Raw genomic sequence first — 16,428 nt, 5'->3', positions numbered from 1 at the left:
AGGAGCCCGCCGTGCCGATCTCCCCCAGCGATCTGCTGCTGCCCGCCGAGCCCGGCCAACGCGCGTTGGCCCGCGAGCTGTACGCCCTGGCGGCCACGCAGCCGATCATCTCCCCGCACGGGCACGTCGACCCGGCGCTGCTGGCCGAGGACCGCCCGTTCCCCGACCCGGCCCGGCTGCTGATCGTGCCCGACCACTACCTGACCCGGATGCTGCTCAGTCAGGGGGTGCCGCCGGCCGACCTGGGCGTGCCGAGCGTCGACGGCAGCCCGGTCGAGACCGACGGGCGGACCATCTGGCGGCGCTTCGCCGCGCACTGGCACCTGTTCCGGGGCACGCCGTCGCGGCTGTGGCTGGAGCAGACGTTCCGGAACGTGTTCGACGTGGACACGCCGCTCTCCCCGGCCACCGCCGACCCGGTCTACGACGCGCTCGCCGCCCGCCTCGCCGAGCCGGCGTTCCGGCCCCGGGAGCTGTTCACCCGCTTCGGCATCGAGGTGCTCGCCACCACCGAGTCGCCCCTGGACGACCTGGGCCGGCACGCCAAGCTCGCCGCCGACGGCTGGGGCGGGCCGGGCGGGCGGGTGGTCACCACGTTCCGCCCGGACGACGTGGTGGACATGGAGTTCGACGGCTGGGCGGCCAACGTGGACCGGCTCGCCGACGTCTCCGGCGAGGACACCGGCACGTACGCCGGTTACCTGGCCGCGCTGCGGCAGCGCCGGGCGGCGTTCGTCGCGGCCGGCGCGACCTCCACCGACCACGGGCACCCGACCGCCCGTACCCTCGATCTCGACCCGGCGCAGGCGGCGGCGCTGTACGACAAGGGCCGGCGCGGCCTCGCCGACCCGGGCGACGCGGAGGCGTTCCGGGCGCACATGCTGCTGGAGTTCGCCCGGATGTCGCTCGACGACGGCCTGGTGATGCAGCTGCACCCGGGCGCGGTGCGCAACCACAACCGCTGGCTGCACGCCCGGCACGGCCGCGACGTCGGCGGCGACGTGCCGCAGGCCACCGACTACGTGCACGGGCTCGCCCCGCTGCTGGACGCGCACGGCAACGACCCGCGGCTGACCGTGGTGCTCTACACGCTCGACGAGGACACCTTCACCCGGGAACTGGCGCCGCTCGCGGGCGGCTACGCCGCGCTGCGGCTCGGCGCGCCCTGGTGGTTCCTCGACTCGCCCGAGGTGCTGCGCCGGTTCCGGGAGGCGGTCACCGAGACCGCCGGCTTCTACAACACCGCCGGGTTCGTCGACGACACCCGCGCGTTCTGCTCCATCCCGGTCCGCCACGACGTGGCCCGCCGGGTCGACGCCGGTTTCCTGGCCCGCCTGGTCGCCGAGCACCGCCTCGACGCCGACGAGGCCGCCGAGACCATCGTCGACCTGGCGTACCGGCTGCCCAAGCAGGTCTTCAAGTTCTCCGGAGGACGCTCATGACCAGGATCGTCGACGTCGAGGTGCACGACGTGCGCTTCCCCACCGCCGCCAGCGGCGACGGCTCGGACGCGATCAACCGGGGCGACTACTCGGCCACCTACGTGGAACTGACCACCGACGGCGGGCCGACCGGCACCGGGTTCACGTTCACCAACGGCCGGGGCAACGAGATCACCTGCGCGGCGGTCCGCGCGCTCGCCCACCACGTACGGGGGCGCACGGTCGCCGAGATCGCCGCCGAGCCGGTGGCGTTCTGGCGGTCGCTCACCGCCGACGTGCAACTGCGCTGGCTCGGGCCGGAGAAGGGAGTGATCCACATGGCCACCGGCGCGCTGGTCAACGCGGTCTGGGACCTGCGCGCCAAGCTGGCCGGCAAGCCGATGTGGCGGTTCCTCGCCGAGCTGCCCACCGACGAGCTGGTGGCCACCGTCGACTTCCACCACATCACCGACGCGCTCACCCCGGACGAGGCGGCGGCCATCCTGGACAAGGGCCGCGACGGGCTCGGCGAGCGGCTGGCCGGGCTGGAACGCGACGGCTTCCCGTCGTACACCACGTCGGTGGGCTGGCTCGGCTACCCGGACGAGCAGGTGCGCGCGCTGACCCGCGACGCGTACGCGGCGGGGTGGCGGGCGATGAAGATGAAGGTCGGCGGGCGGCTCGACGACGACCTGCGCCGGGGGCGGATCATCCGGGCCGAGATCGGCCCGGACGCGCTGCTGATGATGGACGCCAACCAGGTCTGGGACGTGGACGAGGCGATCGCCGCGATGGGCGTGCTGGTCGAGGTCGACCCGTACTGGATCGAGGAGCCCACCCACGCCGACGACGTGCTCGGGCACGCCCGGATCGCCCGCGCGGTGACCGAGCTGTCCGGCGGCCGGTGCCGGGTCGCCACCGGCGAGGTCGCGGCCAACCGGGTCATCTTCAAGCAGTTGCTCCAGGCCGAGGCGATCGGCGTGATGCAGGTCGACGCGTGCCGGGTCGGCGGCGTCGACGAGGTGCTCGCCGAGCTGCTGCTGGCCGCGAAGTTCGGGGTGCCGGTCTGCCCGCACGCCGGCGGCGTCGGGCTGTGTGAGTACGTGCAGCACCTCGCGGTCTTCGACCACCTGCGGGTGAGCACCGGCCTGGACGGCCGGATGGTCGAGTACGTGGACCACCTGCACGAGCACTTCGTCGACCCGGTCCGCACCCGCGGCGGACGCTACCTGCTGCCCACCGCGCCCGGCTACAGCGCCGCCATGCGGCCGGAGTCGATCGCGGAGTTCCGCTTCCCGGAGGGACCGGCATGGCGCTGACCGTCGACACCGACCGGCTCGGCCTGGCCACCCTGCGCCGGCTGCCCGAGGAGAGCCGGCCGCTGGTGCGCCCCGGCACCGTGCCGGCCGGCATCGTCCACCTGGGGCTCGGCGCGTTCCACCGCGCCCACCAGGCCGTGCACACCGAGGCGGCGGTCGGCGCGGCCGGCGGCGACTGGGGCATCGTCGGCGTCGCGCCGCGCAGCACCGACGTGGTCGAGGCGCTGGCCGCGCAGGACGCGCTGTTCAGCGTCACCACGCTCGCCGCCGACGGCGCGTCGACCCGGGTCGTCGGCGCGCTGGCCGGGGTGCGGCACGCCGCCAGTGACCCGGACGCGGTGGTGCGCCTGCTCGCCGACCCGGCGATCCGGGTGGTCACGCTGACCGTCACCGAGAAGGCGTACCAGCTCGACCCGGTGACCGGCGCGCTGGCCGCCGACGCGGAGCTGACCGCCGACCTGACCACCGACCGGCCGCCGCGCACCGTGCCCGGGCTGCTGGTCCGCGGGCTGCTCGCCCGCGCCGCCGCCGACGCCGGGCCGCTGGCGCTGGTGAGCTGCGACAACCTGCCGGCCAACGGGCGCCGGCTGCGCAGCCTGGTCGACCAGTGCCTGGCGCTGGCCCGGGTGCCCGACGCGACGCTGGACCGGGTGGCGGCGCAGGTCACCTGCCCCGGCACCATGGTCGACCGGATCGTGCCGGCCAGCACCGACGAGACCCGGGAGACCGCGCGGCGCGCGCTCGGCGTGACCGACCTGGCGGCGGTCGCGGCCGAACCGTGGTCGCAGTGGGTGATCGAGGACGACTTCCCGGGCGGCCGACCCGCCTGGGAGCGGGCCGGCGCGGTCCTCACCGACGACGCCGGCCCGTGGGAACGGCTGAAGCTGCGCGCGCTCAACGGCGTGCACTCCGCCACCGCGTACCTCGGGGCCCTCGCGGGCGCGGAGACGGTGCTCGACGCGCTGGCGCTGCCGCACCTGGACGCGGTGCTGCGCCGGCTGGTCGCCGAGGAGATCGCGCCGAGCTTCACCCCGCCGCCCGGCGTCTCGGTGCCGGACTACGGGGAGCGGGTGCTCGCCCGCTTCGCCAACCCGGCGATCCGCTACCGCACCGCGCAGGTCGCCTCGGACGGCTCGCAGAAGCTGCCGCAGCGGGTGCTGCACACGGCCGTCGACCTGCGCGCGGCCGGCCGGTCCGCGCGGTGGAGCGCGCTGGTGGTGGCCGCCTGGCTGCGGTTCCTGCACGGGCACGCCGACGACGGCCGGCCGCTGCCGCTCGACGACCCGCTCGCCGACCGGCTGCGCGCGGCGCTGGCCGGCAGCCGGCACACCCCGGCCGGCGTGGTCGACGCGGTGTTCGCGGTCCGCGAGGTCTTCCCCGCCGAGTTGGCCGCCGACGAGGAGTTCCGGACGGCCGTGGCCGGCTGGCTGACCGCGCTGGACCGGCACGGCGTCCGGGCCACCCTGGCCGGCGCCCGGTGACCGGCGGCACGCCGGCACGACCCGGCGACAGCGACGACCCGCGACCCGGCGACGACAGCGACGCGCGGCCCGATAGCGACGCCGGGCCGGGGGTGGACCGGTGAGCGGCGACCCGCCGCCGCGGGTGGCGCTGGTCGGGGCGAACGGGCACGGCCGCTGGCACCGGCGGGTGATCGCCGCGCTGCACGGCGCCGGCCGGCTGCGGCTGGTCGCGCTTGTCGACGTGCGGCCCCCGGAGGAGGAGCCGGACGCGCCGACACCGCCCGGCACCGGGATCTTCACCGACCACCGGGCGATGCTGGCCGCGTCCCACCCGGACGTGGTGGTGGTGTGCACGCCGCCGCACACCCACCTGCCGATCGCGCGCGACGTGCTCGCCGCCGGCGCGGACCTGCTGCTGGAGAAGCCACCCGTGCTCGACCTGGCCGAACACCGGGCGCTTGTCGACGCCGCCACCGCCGCCGGACGGGCGGTGCAGGTCAACTTCCAGGCGCTCGGCTCGGCGGCGCTGGCCGAGCTGACCGGCGCGCTGGCCGCCGGGCGGCTCGGCCCGGTCACCGGCATCGCCACCGTCGCGGCCTGGCAGCGTCCCGACGCCTACTACGCCCGTTCCCCGTGGGCCGGCCGGCGGTCGGTGGACGGCCGGCCGGCGCTGGACGGCGCACTGGCCAACCCCCTCGCGCACGCGCTGATGCAGTGCCTGGCGGTGGCCGAGGCGGTGGCCGGCGAGCCGGTGCGACCGGCCCGGATCGAGGTGGAGCGCTACCGGGTCCGCCCGATCGAGGTGGACGACACCACGGTGCTGCGGCTGATCCCGGACGTCGGGCCACCGGTGCTGGCCGCGCTCACGCTGGCCGCCGAGGAGCACGTGGCCGGCGACGTGCTGGTCACCGGCGAGCGGGGACGGGCGGTGCTGGAGTACCCGACCGACCGGCTGCGCCTGCCCGACGACGCCCGCCCGCGCGCCGTGCCGGGCCGGGTCGGGCTGCTGGCGAACCTGCTGGACCACCGCGCCGCCGGCGTGCCGCTGATCGCGCCGTTGGCGCGTACCGGGCCGTTCACCGAGGTGCTGGACGCGTTGCGGGACGCGCCCGAGCCGACGCTGCTCGACGGCGACCTGGTGCGCACCGTGGGCGACGGACCGGAGCGGGTCCGGGTGCTCCGGGGCGTCAACGCGGTGCTGCGGGACGCGGCGGAGACCGGCGCGCTGCCGTCCGAGGCGGGCGTGCCGTGGGCGGCCCGGCCGTACCTGGTGGACCTCGGCGTCGACATCCCCGACAGACAGGACGGAACACATCATGCGTAGACGAACGATCACCGCCGCGATCCTCGCCGCCGCGCTCGCGGCCACCACCGCGATCCCGGCGTCGGCCGCGCCGGCCGGCGGGTCGCCGTCGCGTGCGGCGGGCCTGCTCGGCCGCCCGGAACCGGCGGCGAAGCTGCTCGGCCGCCAGGCGCTGCCGGCGAACGACGGCTGGGCCGCCGAGGGCGTCGGCACCACCGGCGGCGGGGCCGCCACCGCGGACCGGGTACGCGTGGTGCGGACCCGCGCCGAGCTGGTCGCCGCGCTCGGCGGCGACAACGCCACGAACGCGGCCGACGCCACCCCCAAGATCGTGTACGTGGCCGGCCCGATCGACGGCTTCGAAGGGCCCGACGGCACGCCGCTGGGCTGCGCCGACCTGGCCGACCCGGAGTACGCGCTGCCGGCCTACCTGGCCGCGTACGATCCGGCGGTCTGGGGCCGGGTGGACCCGAGCGGCCCGCTGGAGGCGGCCCGGGTCCGGTCGGTGGCCGCCCAGACCCGGCAGACGCAGATCAACGTCGGTTCCAACACCACTATCGTCGGGCTGCGCGGCGCCCGGCTCACCGGGCTGACCCTGATGATCGACCGGGTCGCCAACGTGATCGTGCGCAACCTGGAACTGGCCGACGCCCGGGACTGCTTCCCGGCCTGGTCCCCCACCGACGGCGACGCCGGCAACTGGAACTCGCAGTACGACCAGATCTCGGTGCGGCGCAGCGAGCATGTCTGGGTGGACCACAACACGTTCACCGACGGCGACAACCCGGACCGCGCGCAGCCGAGCTACTTCGGCCGGCCCTACCAGGTGCACGACGGCTCGCTCGACGTCACCCACACCGCCAGCCTGGTCACCGCGTCCTGGAACCGGTTCGTCGGGCGGGACAAGCTGATGCTGATCGGCTCCTCCAACACGGTCGGCCCGGACGTCGACCGGCTGAAGGTCAGCGTGCACCACAACCTGTTCGACGGGGACCTCCAGCGGCTGCCCCGGGTGCGGTTCGGCCAGGTGGACGTGTACGAGAACCACTACCGGCTCGGCGGCCCCGGCTTCGAGTACGCGCTCGGCGTCGGCGTCCGGTCCGCCATCGTCGCGGAGCACAACTTCTTCACGCTCGCCGACGACGTCGACCCGGCGGACCTCATCCGCGACTGGGGCGGCACCGCGCTCACCGAGCGCGGGAGCTGGGTGCGGCAGGGCGACGGCCCGGCCCGGCCGGTGGACCTGCTGGCCGCGTACAACGCCGCGCACGACCCGGACCTCGGCGGCGACGCCGGCTGGACGCCCACGCTGCGCGCCGCGCCGCCGCTGCCGACGCCGCTGGTGCCGCTGGTCGTCGGCGCCTGGGCGGGAGCCGGCCGGCTTCCGCTCTGACGCTGACCCACCCGCGCTCCGGGCCGGCGTCCGCACCCGACGGACGCCGGCCCGGCGGCGTCCGTCGGGGTGTCTGCTGACACGCCGGCCCCGATGCGCGATGATCACCTTTGACGGACCCGCCGTCGGTGGCATGAATCGGCGGTCACCGGGGACAAGAGGGTGAGAACCGGGCGGTGACAGCGCGAGTGGATGCCCAGGCCCGGAGACGGGCACGGGACGGAGGCCGGACGTGACGGGTGGGACATCCGGCCGGGTCCTCACCATCGACCTGCCGGCCGACCCCGGCCGGCTCGCGCCCACCCGGGAGCGGCTGCGCGGCTGGCTGCACGCGCACGGCATCGGCGAGTGGGACGTCGAGACGGTGCTGATCGCCACCGGGGAGGCCTGCGCCAACGCGATCGAGCACGGCTACCGCTTCGCCCCCGACGGGATCACCACGCTCCGGGTCGAACTGCGCGACGACCAGCTGGAGATCGAGGTACGCGACCACGGCGCCTGGCGGCCGGCCGACGGCGGCGACGAGAGCGACCGCGGCCGGGGGCGGCTGATCATGGCGCGGGTGATGGACGAGGCGACCATCATCGGCACGCCGGAGGGCACCTGCGTACGCCTGGTCAAGCGGCTCACCCCGGCCGGCTGACGCCAACCGGCGTGCCTGTCGGCTGTCCCCGGCGAGCGAAGATCAGCTATAAGGGACGTATGGAGTTCCCCGCGTACCTCGCCACCATGCCGATGCACGCGATCACCGAGATCCACGGTGAACCCGGCCTGCTGGCCCGTTTCCGGCTGGAGGTCGCCGCGTTCGACGACGCGGCCCGCGACCGGTTGACCGAGGCGCTGGACCTCGCCGCCGAGCTGCACCGCGACGACCGGCGGGTCCGGGAGCCGTACCTGAACCACCTGTTGCGGGTGGCGATCCGGCTGATGCACCACTACCAGGTGCGGGACGTGGACGTGATCGTCGCGGGGCTGCTGCACGACGCGGTGGAGGACCATCCGGTCGAGCTGGCCGGACCAACCGTCGACGGGGACGTGACGACGGCGGTGCTGGCCACGCTCGCCGCGCGGTTCGGCCCGCGGGTGGCGCGGCTGGTCGCGGCGGTCACCAACCCGGAGTACGACCCGGACCGGGACCGGGACGCGCAGTACCGGGAGCACGTGGCGAGCAGTCTGGACCGGGAGCCCTGGGCGCGGGTGATCAAGGTGTCCGACTTCACCGACAACGGCGTCGGCGTGATCCACACGGTGGGCCCGAAGGTGGCCCGCGCGGCCACCAAGTACCGCCCGCTGGTGCCGGTCTTCCGCGAGCTGGTCGCCCGCCCGGACACGCCCCTGTCGGCACCGGTCAAGCGACACATCCTCGCCCAGCTCGACCTCGCCGAGGAGCGCTTCAGCGCCATCCTCGACCCCCACCCCTGACCCACCCCTCCACCCCAAACAGCCTCTTTCACGGAAAGCGTGGCTGTTCCAGGCGGATCAGCCACGCTTTCCGTGAAACAGCGGCCAGGGAGGGTGGGGCGCGGAGGGGCCGCGGGTGGTCAGGCGGGGTCGGGGGTGCCCAGGGCGGCGGCGACCCTGGCGCGCAGCGCGGGCAGCCGCTCCGGGTGCTCGCGCAGCACCACCCGCAGGGTGGCGTGTCCGCCGGCGGCTGCCGCGCCGAGCACGTCGAGCAGCGTGCCGAGCTGCGCCGGCGGCTCGTCGGCGAGCAGGTCCGCCGCGTCCCGCACGACGAGGGTGAGCGGCCCCTCCTCGATCCGGTCGTTGAGGACGTCGGCGAGCGCGTCCCAGTTACGGCCGTACCAGTCGGGCAGCGGCAGCGCCCCGGCCAGCGTCTCGTGCAGGGCCGCCCGGGTGCGGGTGGCCGGGCCGGGGACCGGCACGCCGGCCGGCTCGGGCGCCGAGTCGGCGTCGAGCGTGAGCCAGGCCGGCGGCTGCGGGGACGCTGCGCCCATGGGATCTGTCCTTTCCGACCGTCGGCGCCGGCCGGGGAGGCCGGCGCCGACGGAACTCAGAGCCGGTAGAAGTTGGCGTAGTGGTCGGGCGAGAACCAGGTCGTCCCGGTGCTCCTGTTCACCACGATCCGGTACGCGTCGCGGGCGGCGTTGCAGGCGCGCGGGTAGACGTCGTACTCGTAGTAGGTGGCGTTGGTGGGCAGTTGGCCCTCGCGGTTGTAGAACTGGCCACCGGCGAAGTTGCACTGGCCGCCGCTCCACGAGTACCAACCCCGGCTGGTCGGGAAGCTCTTCGCCGACCAGCCGGAGCGGGCGGTCCGGGCGTCCGCGCAGCGCGACAGCGTGCAGGAGCTGTAGACGGCGGCCTCGGCGGGCGCGGCGAGGCGGGTGGAGACCGTGGCGGGGGCCACGAGCGCGGCGGCGGCCACGGCGGTGACCAGGGCGGACGCGGCCAGGGCGCGGCGCACGCGGGTGACTACGGCGCGGAACGGGGTCAAGGGATCCTCCTTGAGCGAGCCGACAGAACATCGACCAACATCGTTGGCTGGTCGGCGCTCAGTCTGCCCAGGATCCTGCCCGGCGTACAGCCCTCACCCGGCGACCGGGCCCCGAATCCCGGGTGAACAGGCGGTGGCGGGTGCGGACGGACCGAGCCGCCCGCACCCGCCGGGTGCTCAGCGCGCGAACGCCTGGAACTCGGCGATCCGCACGTTCTGCGCCTGCGGGCTGGCCGTCGCGCAGTCGGTCGCCGCCCGCGGGTCGGCGTCCTGCTCACCGGCGTAGTCCGGCGCGCCGGTGCACTGGTTGGTCAGCACCTCGACGCGCAGGTGGGTGGCCCGGGTGCGGGGGATGTCGAACGAGCGCAGGATCAGCTCCGGCGCCCGGGGCCGCGGCGCCACCGCCGGGAACGCGTCCGGCCGGCTCGTGAACACCGGCCGGAAGTCGGCCGCGTCGGCGCAGCTCACCGTGCCGTCGGCGGTGCACGCCAGGACCCGGAACTGCCGCACCGCGGAGTACCGGCTCTGGGTGCCGGCGTCCGGGTCCCCGGTCACCGGCGGGCGCAGCATCGCGCTGACCTGCACCCGGCGTACCTGCTGGAGGCCGCCGGCCAGGTCGACGGTGACCTGCCGCCCGGCCACCGGCGCGCCGAGCGACGCCCAGTTGGTGGCCTCGTCGTCGTCCGCGACCGACGCCAGGTTGACGCCGTCACCGGCGACCGTCGCGCCCGCCGTCGTCGAGGCCAGGTTGGGCCGCAGCACCACCGGCAGCGCCCGGTCCTGGCCGGCCCGCACCGTCACCGGGCCGATCCGGGTGTGCCCGTACCCGGGCGCCCGGACCACGAACTCGTACGTGCCGGGCACCAGGTCCACCCGGTCGGTGCGCGGGGTGGCCGCGTCGGTGTCCGCGACCGGCACCGCCCGCGCCTGGTAGCGCCCGACGAACAGCTGCGCGCCGGCCACCGGTCCGCGGTCGCCGAGCGGCAGCAGCCGCAGCGAGCCCTCCTCCGCGTACGGGGAGGTGAAGCCCGGCGTCGGATCGGGGTCGGCGTTGCCGACGCTGGCCGCGGTCTCGCCGAGGCCCCGCGCGGCGAACGCGTTCCAGAGCAGGTCCTGGTTGGCCCCGCCGAAGCGGATCCGGTCGGCGGCGAGCATCGCGTCCCGGGCGTCGACCATGCTGACCTGGCTGACCGCCATCAGCAGGAACGAGTCGACGACGAGCTGGATCCAGCGCCGGTTGCCCGGGCAGGCCGTCACGTCGCGGGCCCCGGTCGCGCACGCCTTCTGCACGGCCGGCGTGCCGGCGCCCCAGCGGCGCATCATGGCCGCCCGGATGTCGGTGTTGGTGGCGCTCCACACCTCGCCGGACGCGTGCACCTGGAGGCCGGTCACGTCGTAGTCGACCGACGAGTAGTTGAGCGGACTGGCGCTCATGTTGTAGTTGCGGATGCCCGCGTTCGGGTCCTGGGTGGTGTACTCACCGATGGTGAAGCCACGCCGGCCGGGCGCGGCGTACCCGTGCTCGAACAGGTATTCCATGGCGAGCTGGTCCGACCAGCTCTCGCTCATGCCCTGCGGCGAGCTGACGCCCGCGCTCGGGCCGGCGATCATGCGGTTGGTGACCGCGTGGCCGTACTCGTGGGCGATCACCGACATGTCGAAGTCGCCGTCCACGCAGGGCGCGTAGAACGAGCCGGCGACCGGCTGCCACAGGTACATGTTGGTGGTCGGCGCGACGCCGTCCGGCGGGGTGATCTGGTTGGCGTTGTTGCGGGCCGGGAACGTCGGCGGGCCGCCGCTGACGCCGCCGGCCTGCGCGTTGCCCTGCTCGGCGTCGCCGCCGAGCCCGCCCCGGCCGAGGTTGTCCTGTTGCAGGTTCCAGGTCTCCTCGGTGAAGCCCAGGTGGTAGGTCCAGTCGTGCATCCGGTTGTGCATCCCGAACAGGTTCGCGCGGGCCGCGTCGATGTCGCCTGCCTGCGGCGAGGTGAACACCTCCGGGTCGCAGCGCCGCTCCTGCCACTGGTTCGTCCACGGGTACGCGTAGACGCGGTCCGGTCGCGGCGTGGCGGTCTCGGTGCCGACGCTGAACGGGTCGTTGCTGAACCAGTTCTGCACCGCGACCGCGTTGTTGCCCTTCGTGGTGGCGGTGGACGCCCCGGTGGCCGGGTCCACGTCCCACGCCGGGTGCCCCGGCACGCCGACCACCTCGCGGCAGCCGGCCGCCGGCGCGGCGCACCAACGCAGCCGGGTGTCGGCCGAGGACCTGTCGACCCGCGGCGAGTTCGGGAACACCTCCCAGGACGGGTTGTCCTCCGCGTGGTCGATCAGGTCCGCACGGACCAGCACGCCGCCGTCGCGGGCGTCCACGTAGGTCGAGTAGGCGGCCGGGTCCGCGCCGGTGGTGTCCGCGCCCAGCACCACCTCCCAGGCCGCGCGCGGCCCCCGGTCCGCGGTGGGCACCGCGACCAACGAGGTACGCAGGACCCGCGCGTCGGCCCGGCCGGCGTCCGCGACGGCTACCGTGCGGGCCTGCGCGGCGTCGATCGTGGCCGGCGCCGGCGTGCCGGCGTCCCGGGCCAGTGACGAGCTGACGTGCCAGACCGCCCCGTCGCGTACGCCGATCGCCAGCATGCCGTCGACGGCGGCCGGCAGGCCCCCGAAGCGCTGCCGGAACAGCACTGTCGCGCCCGGCCCCATCGGCGCCACGGTCAACTGCTCCAGCGCGGCGGCGCCCTCGGTGGTCAGCCCGAGCACGTCGGAGTTCGCCGTCACGTAGGCGCGCGCGGCGGCGGCCGGATCGGCGGGCAGCCCGGTGGCGAGCGGCTTCCCGGTCGAGGTGAGCGTGGCCGGCGTACCGAAGTCGGTCCAGCGGACCCGCGCGCCCAGCGCGGCGACCCGGTCCCGCTGCCGCGCGCTGGCGGCGACGCGGCCCTTGCGGTTGTCCTTGGCCCGGGTGTCGTGCCGGTCCCCCGGCAGGTGGTCGGGTACGGCCTGGGTGCGGGCCTGGCCCCGGGGTGCGGCCTGACCGCCGGCTCCGGCGGTCAGGACCATGCCGGCTGCCATGAGCAGCGCGGTGGTCCCCGTCAACGCACGGGATGGTGTGCGCACGGTCCCTCCTGTCATCGTCGAACGGCGATGTCCGTTCCGCCATCCGACCAGGATGATCGATCGGCCGACACCCGCCGAACATCCATTAATGACAGTGCGTCGATGCCCCGGGACGCCCGTCAGCGCGGCTGCTGGCCGATCAGGGCGCAGACCGCCAGGTACACCTCCCGACGGCGAATCTGGTCCTTCCGCTCGACCACGAACACGAGGTCACCCCGGCGGGTGCGCAACAGGACACCCGGGAGCATGTTGGACGCCCCCAGGAGGCGGCTCACCGGATGCCGGACGTTGCGGTCGGCGACGGCTCCCGCGAGACCCGTCATGTGGAACTCGTCCTCGCGCGCCGACAGGATGTCGCCGGCGGCGAGCCGGTCGGTCACCAGCCGTCCGCCGGCCATCAGGCTGCGCGTCACGACGAGGTGGTCGGCGAAGACCCGCATCACCGCGTGGATCCGGCTGGCGTCGGCGCGGGCGCCGAGGCCGGCGGTGAACCCCTCGAACGTCACGAGCGGCGTGGCGTCCCCACCCGTGGGGGCGGTGCGCAGTCTCCGCTTGCCGCGACGGGCCGCCATGACGCCGAGCAGGAGCGGAGCACCCCCGATCAGCAGACACAGCAGGAAGCCGAGCGCGGGACTGTTCCGGCTCATGGGTGTTTCCTTCCCTCGACGGCGGAGCGGACCTTGATCCGACCACGAGGGACGGTCGGCGGGATCGGTTGCCGAGCCGCAATCAACGGTGCGGACGCCCGTCACCGCGCCTGATCGGCCGAGTCGACCGACCTTGACGGCGACTCGGCCGGCCCGATCAGGCGGCCCTGACGACCGTGTCCGAGCGCTTGGGACCGTCAGGCAGACGGACGGGGTTGATCGTTGGAGTCTGCCGGCTGGCCCGGGTCTCGGCCCCGCGGGCTGCGGGGCGCCAAGGCCGCCGGCTCCGGCCGACCAGGCTTCGGGAGCAGGTGCCGCACCTGCTCCACCGAGCCCCCGCGAACACCGAGGCTGTTCCGGGCGGCCCGGTAGAACCGGTCACGCCCCACATCGGCACGGTGGATCATCCCGGTCACGTCCGTCGGCGGGCGAGGCAGATCACGGGCGGCCGATTCGATGTCGCGGACCGCGTGCCGCCACTCGGCGGCGGCCCGGACCGTCGCCTCGTCACCGAGCAGCAGCACCGACTCCCACGCCAACGTGTGCCGGACGTCGGCCTCGGCCAGTCGCGCCACTCCCTCGTGGTGGGCGAGCGCCGGCCGCCGCGCCCCGGGACGGTGCTCGCCGAGCATCTGGGTCGCCACCGCGTGGATCTCCTTGACCGCCTTCGTCAACTCCACGTACGCGTCGAGACGCCGCTCGTCCCACCGGACGGTCTGGCTCCGGCGCCACCGGGTCCGCTCGTTCAGGCCGGTGGCGAACATCGTGCCCACCGTCCCGATCAGGACGCCGAGCAGAGCCGGTAGTTGCGTCCCGAGGTTTCCCAGCACGCTCATCGACTCCACCTCACCCGTCCGTCCACGCGGTCACACGCTATCGCGCGCCAGGAAGGCGGTCACCGCGTGGCGGAAGCCCTGCGGATCCCCGACCCAGGGCAGGTGACCGGCCGTCCAGAGCGCGGCACCGCGCTACCATGTCGGCGTCCCGCAAATTCCGCTTCACTCTGGCGTTGATGTCCGGTTGCGGCCCTGGTTGACGCTCAGCGACGGTCCCCGTCGAGGCACGGGATGCTATACGCACCCTCCTGTCATTGCCGAACGGCAATGTCCCTCGCAACCGCCGACCAAGAATGACAGGGCCGTCGGCGCCTTGAACACCCGGTAGCGGTAGTACCTCGATGTGTCAGGCCGAGTCAGCCCAGGTGTGTCACGCGCACCGGCTCGCTGAGGATCGCCTCCGCGGCCGGGACGTCGGCGAGCCGGGTGGCCAGGGTCGCCACGGCAAGGCGGGGCGGTAGTGCGGCACTGAACTTCAGACCGTTGACGGCGGCGTCGTCGACGACCGGCAGGCACACCCGTCCGGCGGTCGCGGCGAGCCCGGAACGGAGTTCGTCCCGGCTCAGGCCGGCCCGCAGCCGGATCGACGCGTCGTTGGGGCGCTGGGTCGGATCCGTCAGCTCACTGAGTGTGGAGATCAGGGTGGCGTTGGCCCGGTAGCCCGCCCAGGTCCACCATCGCGCCTCGCCGTCACGATCTTGCACCACCAGCGTGCCGCCCGGATGGACCAGCGACGAGTGTTCCTCGCGCAGACCGGCCAGCCGGCTCGCGGCCCGCCCGGTCATGGCGACCGGCGGGTCGACGCCGAGCAGGACATCCCGCATGGCGCGCAGCATCGGGAACGATCGCCCCGTCGGGGTTCCGCCGGTCATCCACAGCGCCTTGCCCCCGCTCTCCGCCGGCTCCACGAAGCATCGATGACGTTTCCAGTCGATGTGGGTGACCCGCCAACTGCGTCCGGCGAGCAGCAACAGTCGTGGTCCCTGCACCCTCGCGGTCAGCAGCGCCGGATCCGTGCGGCCGATCTCGGAGCGTCCCGACATCACCGTGAACTGGGGCGGCGCCGTGAACACCGCCAGCATGTCCATGAAGTGCCGCCGACCGAAACGCCGTTCCGCCTCCGGACCGACGAAGAGCATCCCGGAGTCGGAGTCGAGGTATCCCTGGTCGACGAGGTGCCGCACGATGACCTCGGCGTTCCCGTCGAACGGGGGCAGGTCGTTCCATCCGTGCCGCCAGAGCCGGTCGCCGATCCGGTGCTCCTGCAACGCGAGCGCGAGCACCTGCTGGGCGACGATGTGTCGAGGCTCGGGCGGCGGGACGACCTCCTCGACCCACCCCTGGCCCCAGAGGTGGAGCAGCCCGGTCGCCTGAAGCAGCCCGTCGCCGTCGAGCGCCAGGAACAGGCAGTTCCGGTTGGTTCCCGGCCGGCGACCGGTCCGGCCGAGCCGTTGCAGGAAGGCGGCGACGCTGCGTGGCGCGTCGATCTGGACGACCCGGTCGAGGTCACCGACGTCGATGCCGAGTTCGAGTGTGCTGGTGGCGACGATGACGCAGTCGCGTTCCTGGGCGAACGCCTCCTCGGCGCGACGCCGCTCCTCCGCCGACAACGAGGCGTGCGACAGGAAGGTCCTCACCCCGAGCGCGCGGAGCCGCTGCCCGAACTCCTCGACCAACGCACGGGACTCACAGAACACCAAACGCTTCTCTCCCCGGTGCAACGCGGCCATCACCTTGGCCGCGTTGTGCACCGAGCCCACATAGTCCACCTCCACGTCGCCCGGTGGCTGGCCGGTGAGCCCGGCGGAGGCCGGCCGCACGTCGGGCGCGACGACGCGACCGGGCTGGCGGTCCCGGCCGGCCCCCTGCAACCAGGTCAGCAGGGTCTCGGGATTGCCGACCGTGGCGGAGAGGCCAACGCGCTGCACGGGTCGACCGGCAACGCGGCTGAGCCGTTCCAGCAGGGCCAGCAGGTGCCAGCCCCGGTCGTCGCCGGCGAACGCGTGCACCTCGTCCACCACGACCGCCCGAAGCCCTCGGAAGAACTCGTCGTGATCGACAGTAACGCTGACCAGCATCGACTCCAGTGACTCCGGAGTGGTCAGCAGGACGTCGGGCCGCTCCCGGAGGATCCTGCGTCGTCTTCCCGCGGTCACGTCACCGTGCCAGAGCGCGGCCCGACGCCCCAACCAGCCGGTGTAGGTCTCGATGCGAGGCAGCAGATTGTTGAGCAGGGCCTTGAGCGGGCAGACGTAGAGCACCGACGTGCCGGACCATTCCTCCCGCGCCATCCGGGACAGCAGCGGGAACATGGCCGCCTCCGTCTTGCCGCCGGCGGTGGGTGCGAGAAGCAGCGCATCCTCGCCGTCGAGAAGCGGTCGCACGGCTGCCTCCTGCATGGGTCGGAGGGCCGGCCACTGCAGCGAGTTCACCACGTGGTGCAGGACCACCGGGTGCAGCAGCTCGGCGTCCGTCGACATTCCGCT

Annotated in this window: 13 protein-coding genes; 7 read left to right on the top strand and 6 right to left on the bottom strand. The window is 74.3% G+C overall.

Annotated elements, in window-relative coordinates:
• Nucleotides 1–11: 11 nt before the first annotated feature.
• The 7 genes from uxaC to ACZ6O5_RS02365 all read left to right on the top strand — a co-directional run bounded on the left by uxaC (nucleotide 12) and on the right by ACZ6O5_RS02365 (nucleotide 8,321).
• On the top strand, nucleotides 12–1,442 hold the full coding sequence (gene uxaC, locus ACZ6O5_RS02395) for a glucuronate isomerase (protein WP_465974114.1): 1,431 nt from the start codon (nucleotides 12–14) through the stop codon (nucleotides 1,440–1,442).
• Complete coding sequence (locus tag ACZ6O5_RS02390; RefSeq protein ID WP_465974113.1) at nucleotides 1,439–2,740, top strand: enolase C-terminal domain-like protein; 1,302 nt, start codon at nucleotides 1,439–1,441, stop codon at nucleotides 2,738–2,740. The genes uxaC and ACZ6O5_RS02390 overlap by 4 nt, the downstream gene beginning before the upstream one ends.
• Nucleotides 2,731–4,221 carry a mannitol dehydrogenase family protein gene (locus ACZ6O5_RS02385; protein ID WP_465974112.1) on the top strand — a complete coding sequence of 497 codons (1,491 nt, stop codon included), beginning with the start codon at nucleotides 2,731–2,733 and terminating at the stop codon, nucleotides 4,219–4,221. Before ACZ6O5_RS02390 ends, ACZ6O5_RS02385 begins: the two co-directional genes overlap by 10 nt.
• Nucleotides 4,222–4,321: 100 nt before the next feature.
• The gene (locus tag ACZ6O5_RS02380) at nucleotides 4,322–5,527 is read left to right on the top strand and encodes a Gfo/Idh/MocA family protein (protein ID WP_465974111.1); all 1,206 of its coding nucleotides are present in this window, start codon (nucleotides 4,322–4,324) and stop codon (nucleotides 5,525–5,527) included.
• Nucleotides 5,520–6,899 carry a pectate lyase family protein gene (locus ACZ6O5_RS02375; protein ID WP_465974110.1) on the top strand — a complete coding sequence of 460 codons (1,380 nt, stop codon included), beginning with the start codon at nucleotides 5,520–5,522 and terminating at the stop codon, nucleotides 6,897–6,899. Before ACZ6O5_RS02380 ends, ACZ6O5_RS02375 begins: the two co-directional genes overlap by 8 nt.
• Before the next feature lie 232 nt (nucleotides 6,900–7,131).
• Nucleotides 7,132–7,542 carry an ATP-binding protein gene (locus tag ACZ6O5_RS02370; RefSeq protein WP_465974109.1) on the top strand — a complete coding sequence of 137 codons (411 nt, stop codon included), beginning with the start codon at nucleotides 7,132–7,134 and terminating at the stop codon, nucleotides 7,540–7,542.
• 59 nt (nucleotides 7,543–7,601) lie between these two features.
• Complete coding sequence (locus ACZ6O5_RS02365) at nucleotides 7,602–8,321, top strand: HD domain-containing protein (protein ID WP_465974108.1); 720 nt, start codon at nucleotides 7,602–7,604, stop codon at nucleotides 8,319–8,321.
• A gap of 119 nt (nucleotides 8,322–8,440) precedes the next feature.
• On the opposite strand, the gene ACZ6O5_RS02360 is transcribed toward ACZ6O5_RS02365, so the two are convergent.
• The 6 genes from ACZ6O5_RS02360 to ACZ6O5_RS02335 form a co-directional block, all read right to left on the bottom strand.
• On the bottom strand, nucleotides 8,441–8,854 hold the full coding sequence (locus tag ACZ6O5_RS02360) for a barstar family protein (RefSeq protein ID WP_465974107.1): 414 nt from the start codon (nucleotides 8,852–8,854) through the stop codon (nucleotides 8,441–8,443).
• 56 nt (nucleotides 8,855–8,910) lie between these two features.
• Nucleotides 8,911–9,351, bottom strand: coding sequence for a ribonuclease domain-containing protein (locus ACZ6O5_RS02355; RefSeq protein WP_465974106.1), 441 nt, complete (start codon nucleotides 9,349–9,351; stop codon nucleotides 8,911–8,913).
• A 177-nt stretch (nucleotides 9,352–9,528) separates the two neighbouring features.
• A complete protein-coding gene (locus ACZ6O5_RS02350) occupies nucleotides 9,529–12,438 on the bottom strand; it encodes a M36 family metallopeptidase (RefSeq protein WP_465974105.1) in 2,910 nt (969 codons plus the stop codon).
• Between the two features lie 140 nt (nucleotides 12,439–12,578).
• On the bottom strand, nucleotides 12,579–13,106 hold the full coding sequence (locus ACZ6O5_RS02345) for a hypothetical protein (protein ID WP_465974104.1): 528 nt from the start codon (nucleotides 13,104–13,106) through the stop codon (nucleotides 12,579–12,581).
• A gap of 197 nt (nucleotides 13,107–13,303) precedes the next feature.
• Complete coding sequence (locus tag ACZ6O5_RS02340) at nucleotides 13,304–13,942, bottom strand: hypothetical protein (RefSeq protein ID WP_465974103.1); 639 nt, start codon at nucleotides 13,940–13,942, stop codon at nucleotides 13,304–13,306.
• Between the two features lie 356 nt (nucleotides 13,943–14,298).
• Nucleotides 14,299–16,422, bottom strand: coding sequence for a DEAD/DEAH box helicase (locus ACZ6O5_RS02335; protein WP_465974102.1), 2,124 nt, complete (start codon nucleotides 16,420–16,422; stop codon nucleotides 14,299–14,301).
• Nucleotides 16,423–16,428 lie beyond the last annotated feature (6 nt).

This window comes from Micromonospora sp. NPDC049201, from assembly GCF_055586805.1.
Note: the sequence above shows the minus strand (reverse complement) of the source record. Positions and strands in the feature narration are given on the sequence as shown.

Coding starts and splice junctions, on each gene's coding strand:
- ACZ6O5_RS02390 (WP_465974113.1), top strand. CDS start 1,439: ATGACCAGGATCGTCGACGTCGAGGTGCACGACGTGCGCTTCCCCACC.
- ACZ6O5_RS02385 (WP_465974112.1), top strand. CDS start 2,731: ATGGCGCTGACCGTCGACACCGACCGGCTCGGCCTGGCCACCCTGCGC.
- ACZ6O5_RS02375 (WP_465974110.1), top strand. CDS start 5,520: ATGCGTAGACGAACGATCACCGCCGCGATCCTCGCCGCCGCGCTCGCG.
- ACZ6O5_RS02365 (WP_465974108.1), top strand. CDS start 7,602: ATGGAGTTCCCCGCGTACCTCGCCACCATGCCGATGCACGCGATCACC.
- ACZ6O5_RS02360 (WP_465974107.1), bottom strand. CDS start 8,854: ATGGGCGCAGCGTCCCCGCAGCCGCCGGCCTGGCTCACGCTCGACGCC.
- ACZ6O5_RS02345 (WP_465974104.1), bottom strand. CDS start 13,106: ATGAGCCGGAACAGTCCCGCGCTCGGCTTCCTGCTGTGTCTGCTGATC.
- ACZ6O5_RS02340 (WP_465974103.1), bottom strand. CDS start 13,942: ATGAGCGTGCTGGGAAACCTCGGGACGCAACTACCGGCTCTGCTCGGC.
- ACZ6O5_RS02335 (WP_465974102.1), bottom strand. CDS start 16,422: ATGTCGACGGACGCCGAGCTGCTGCACCCGGTGGTCCTGCACCACGTG.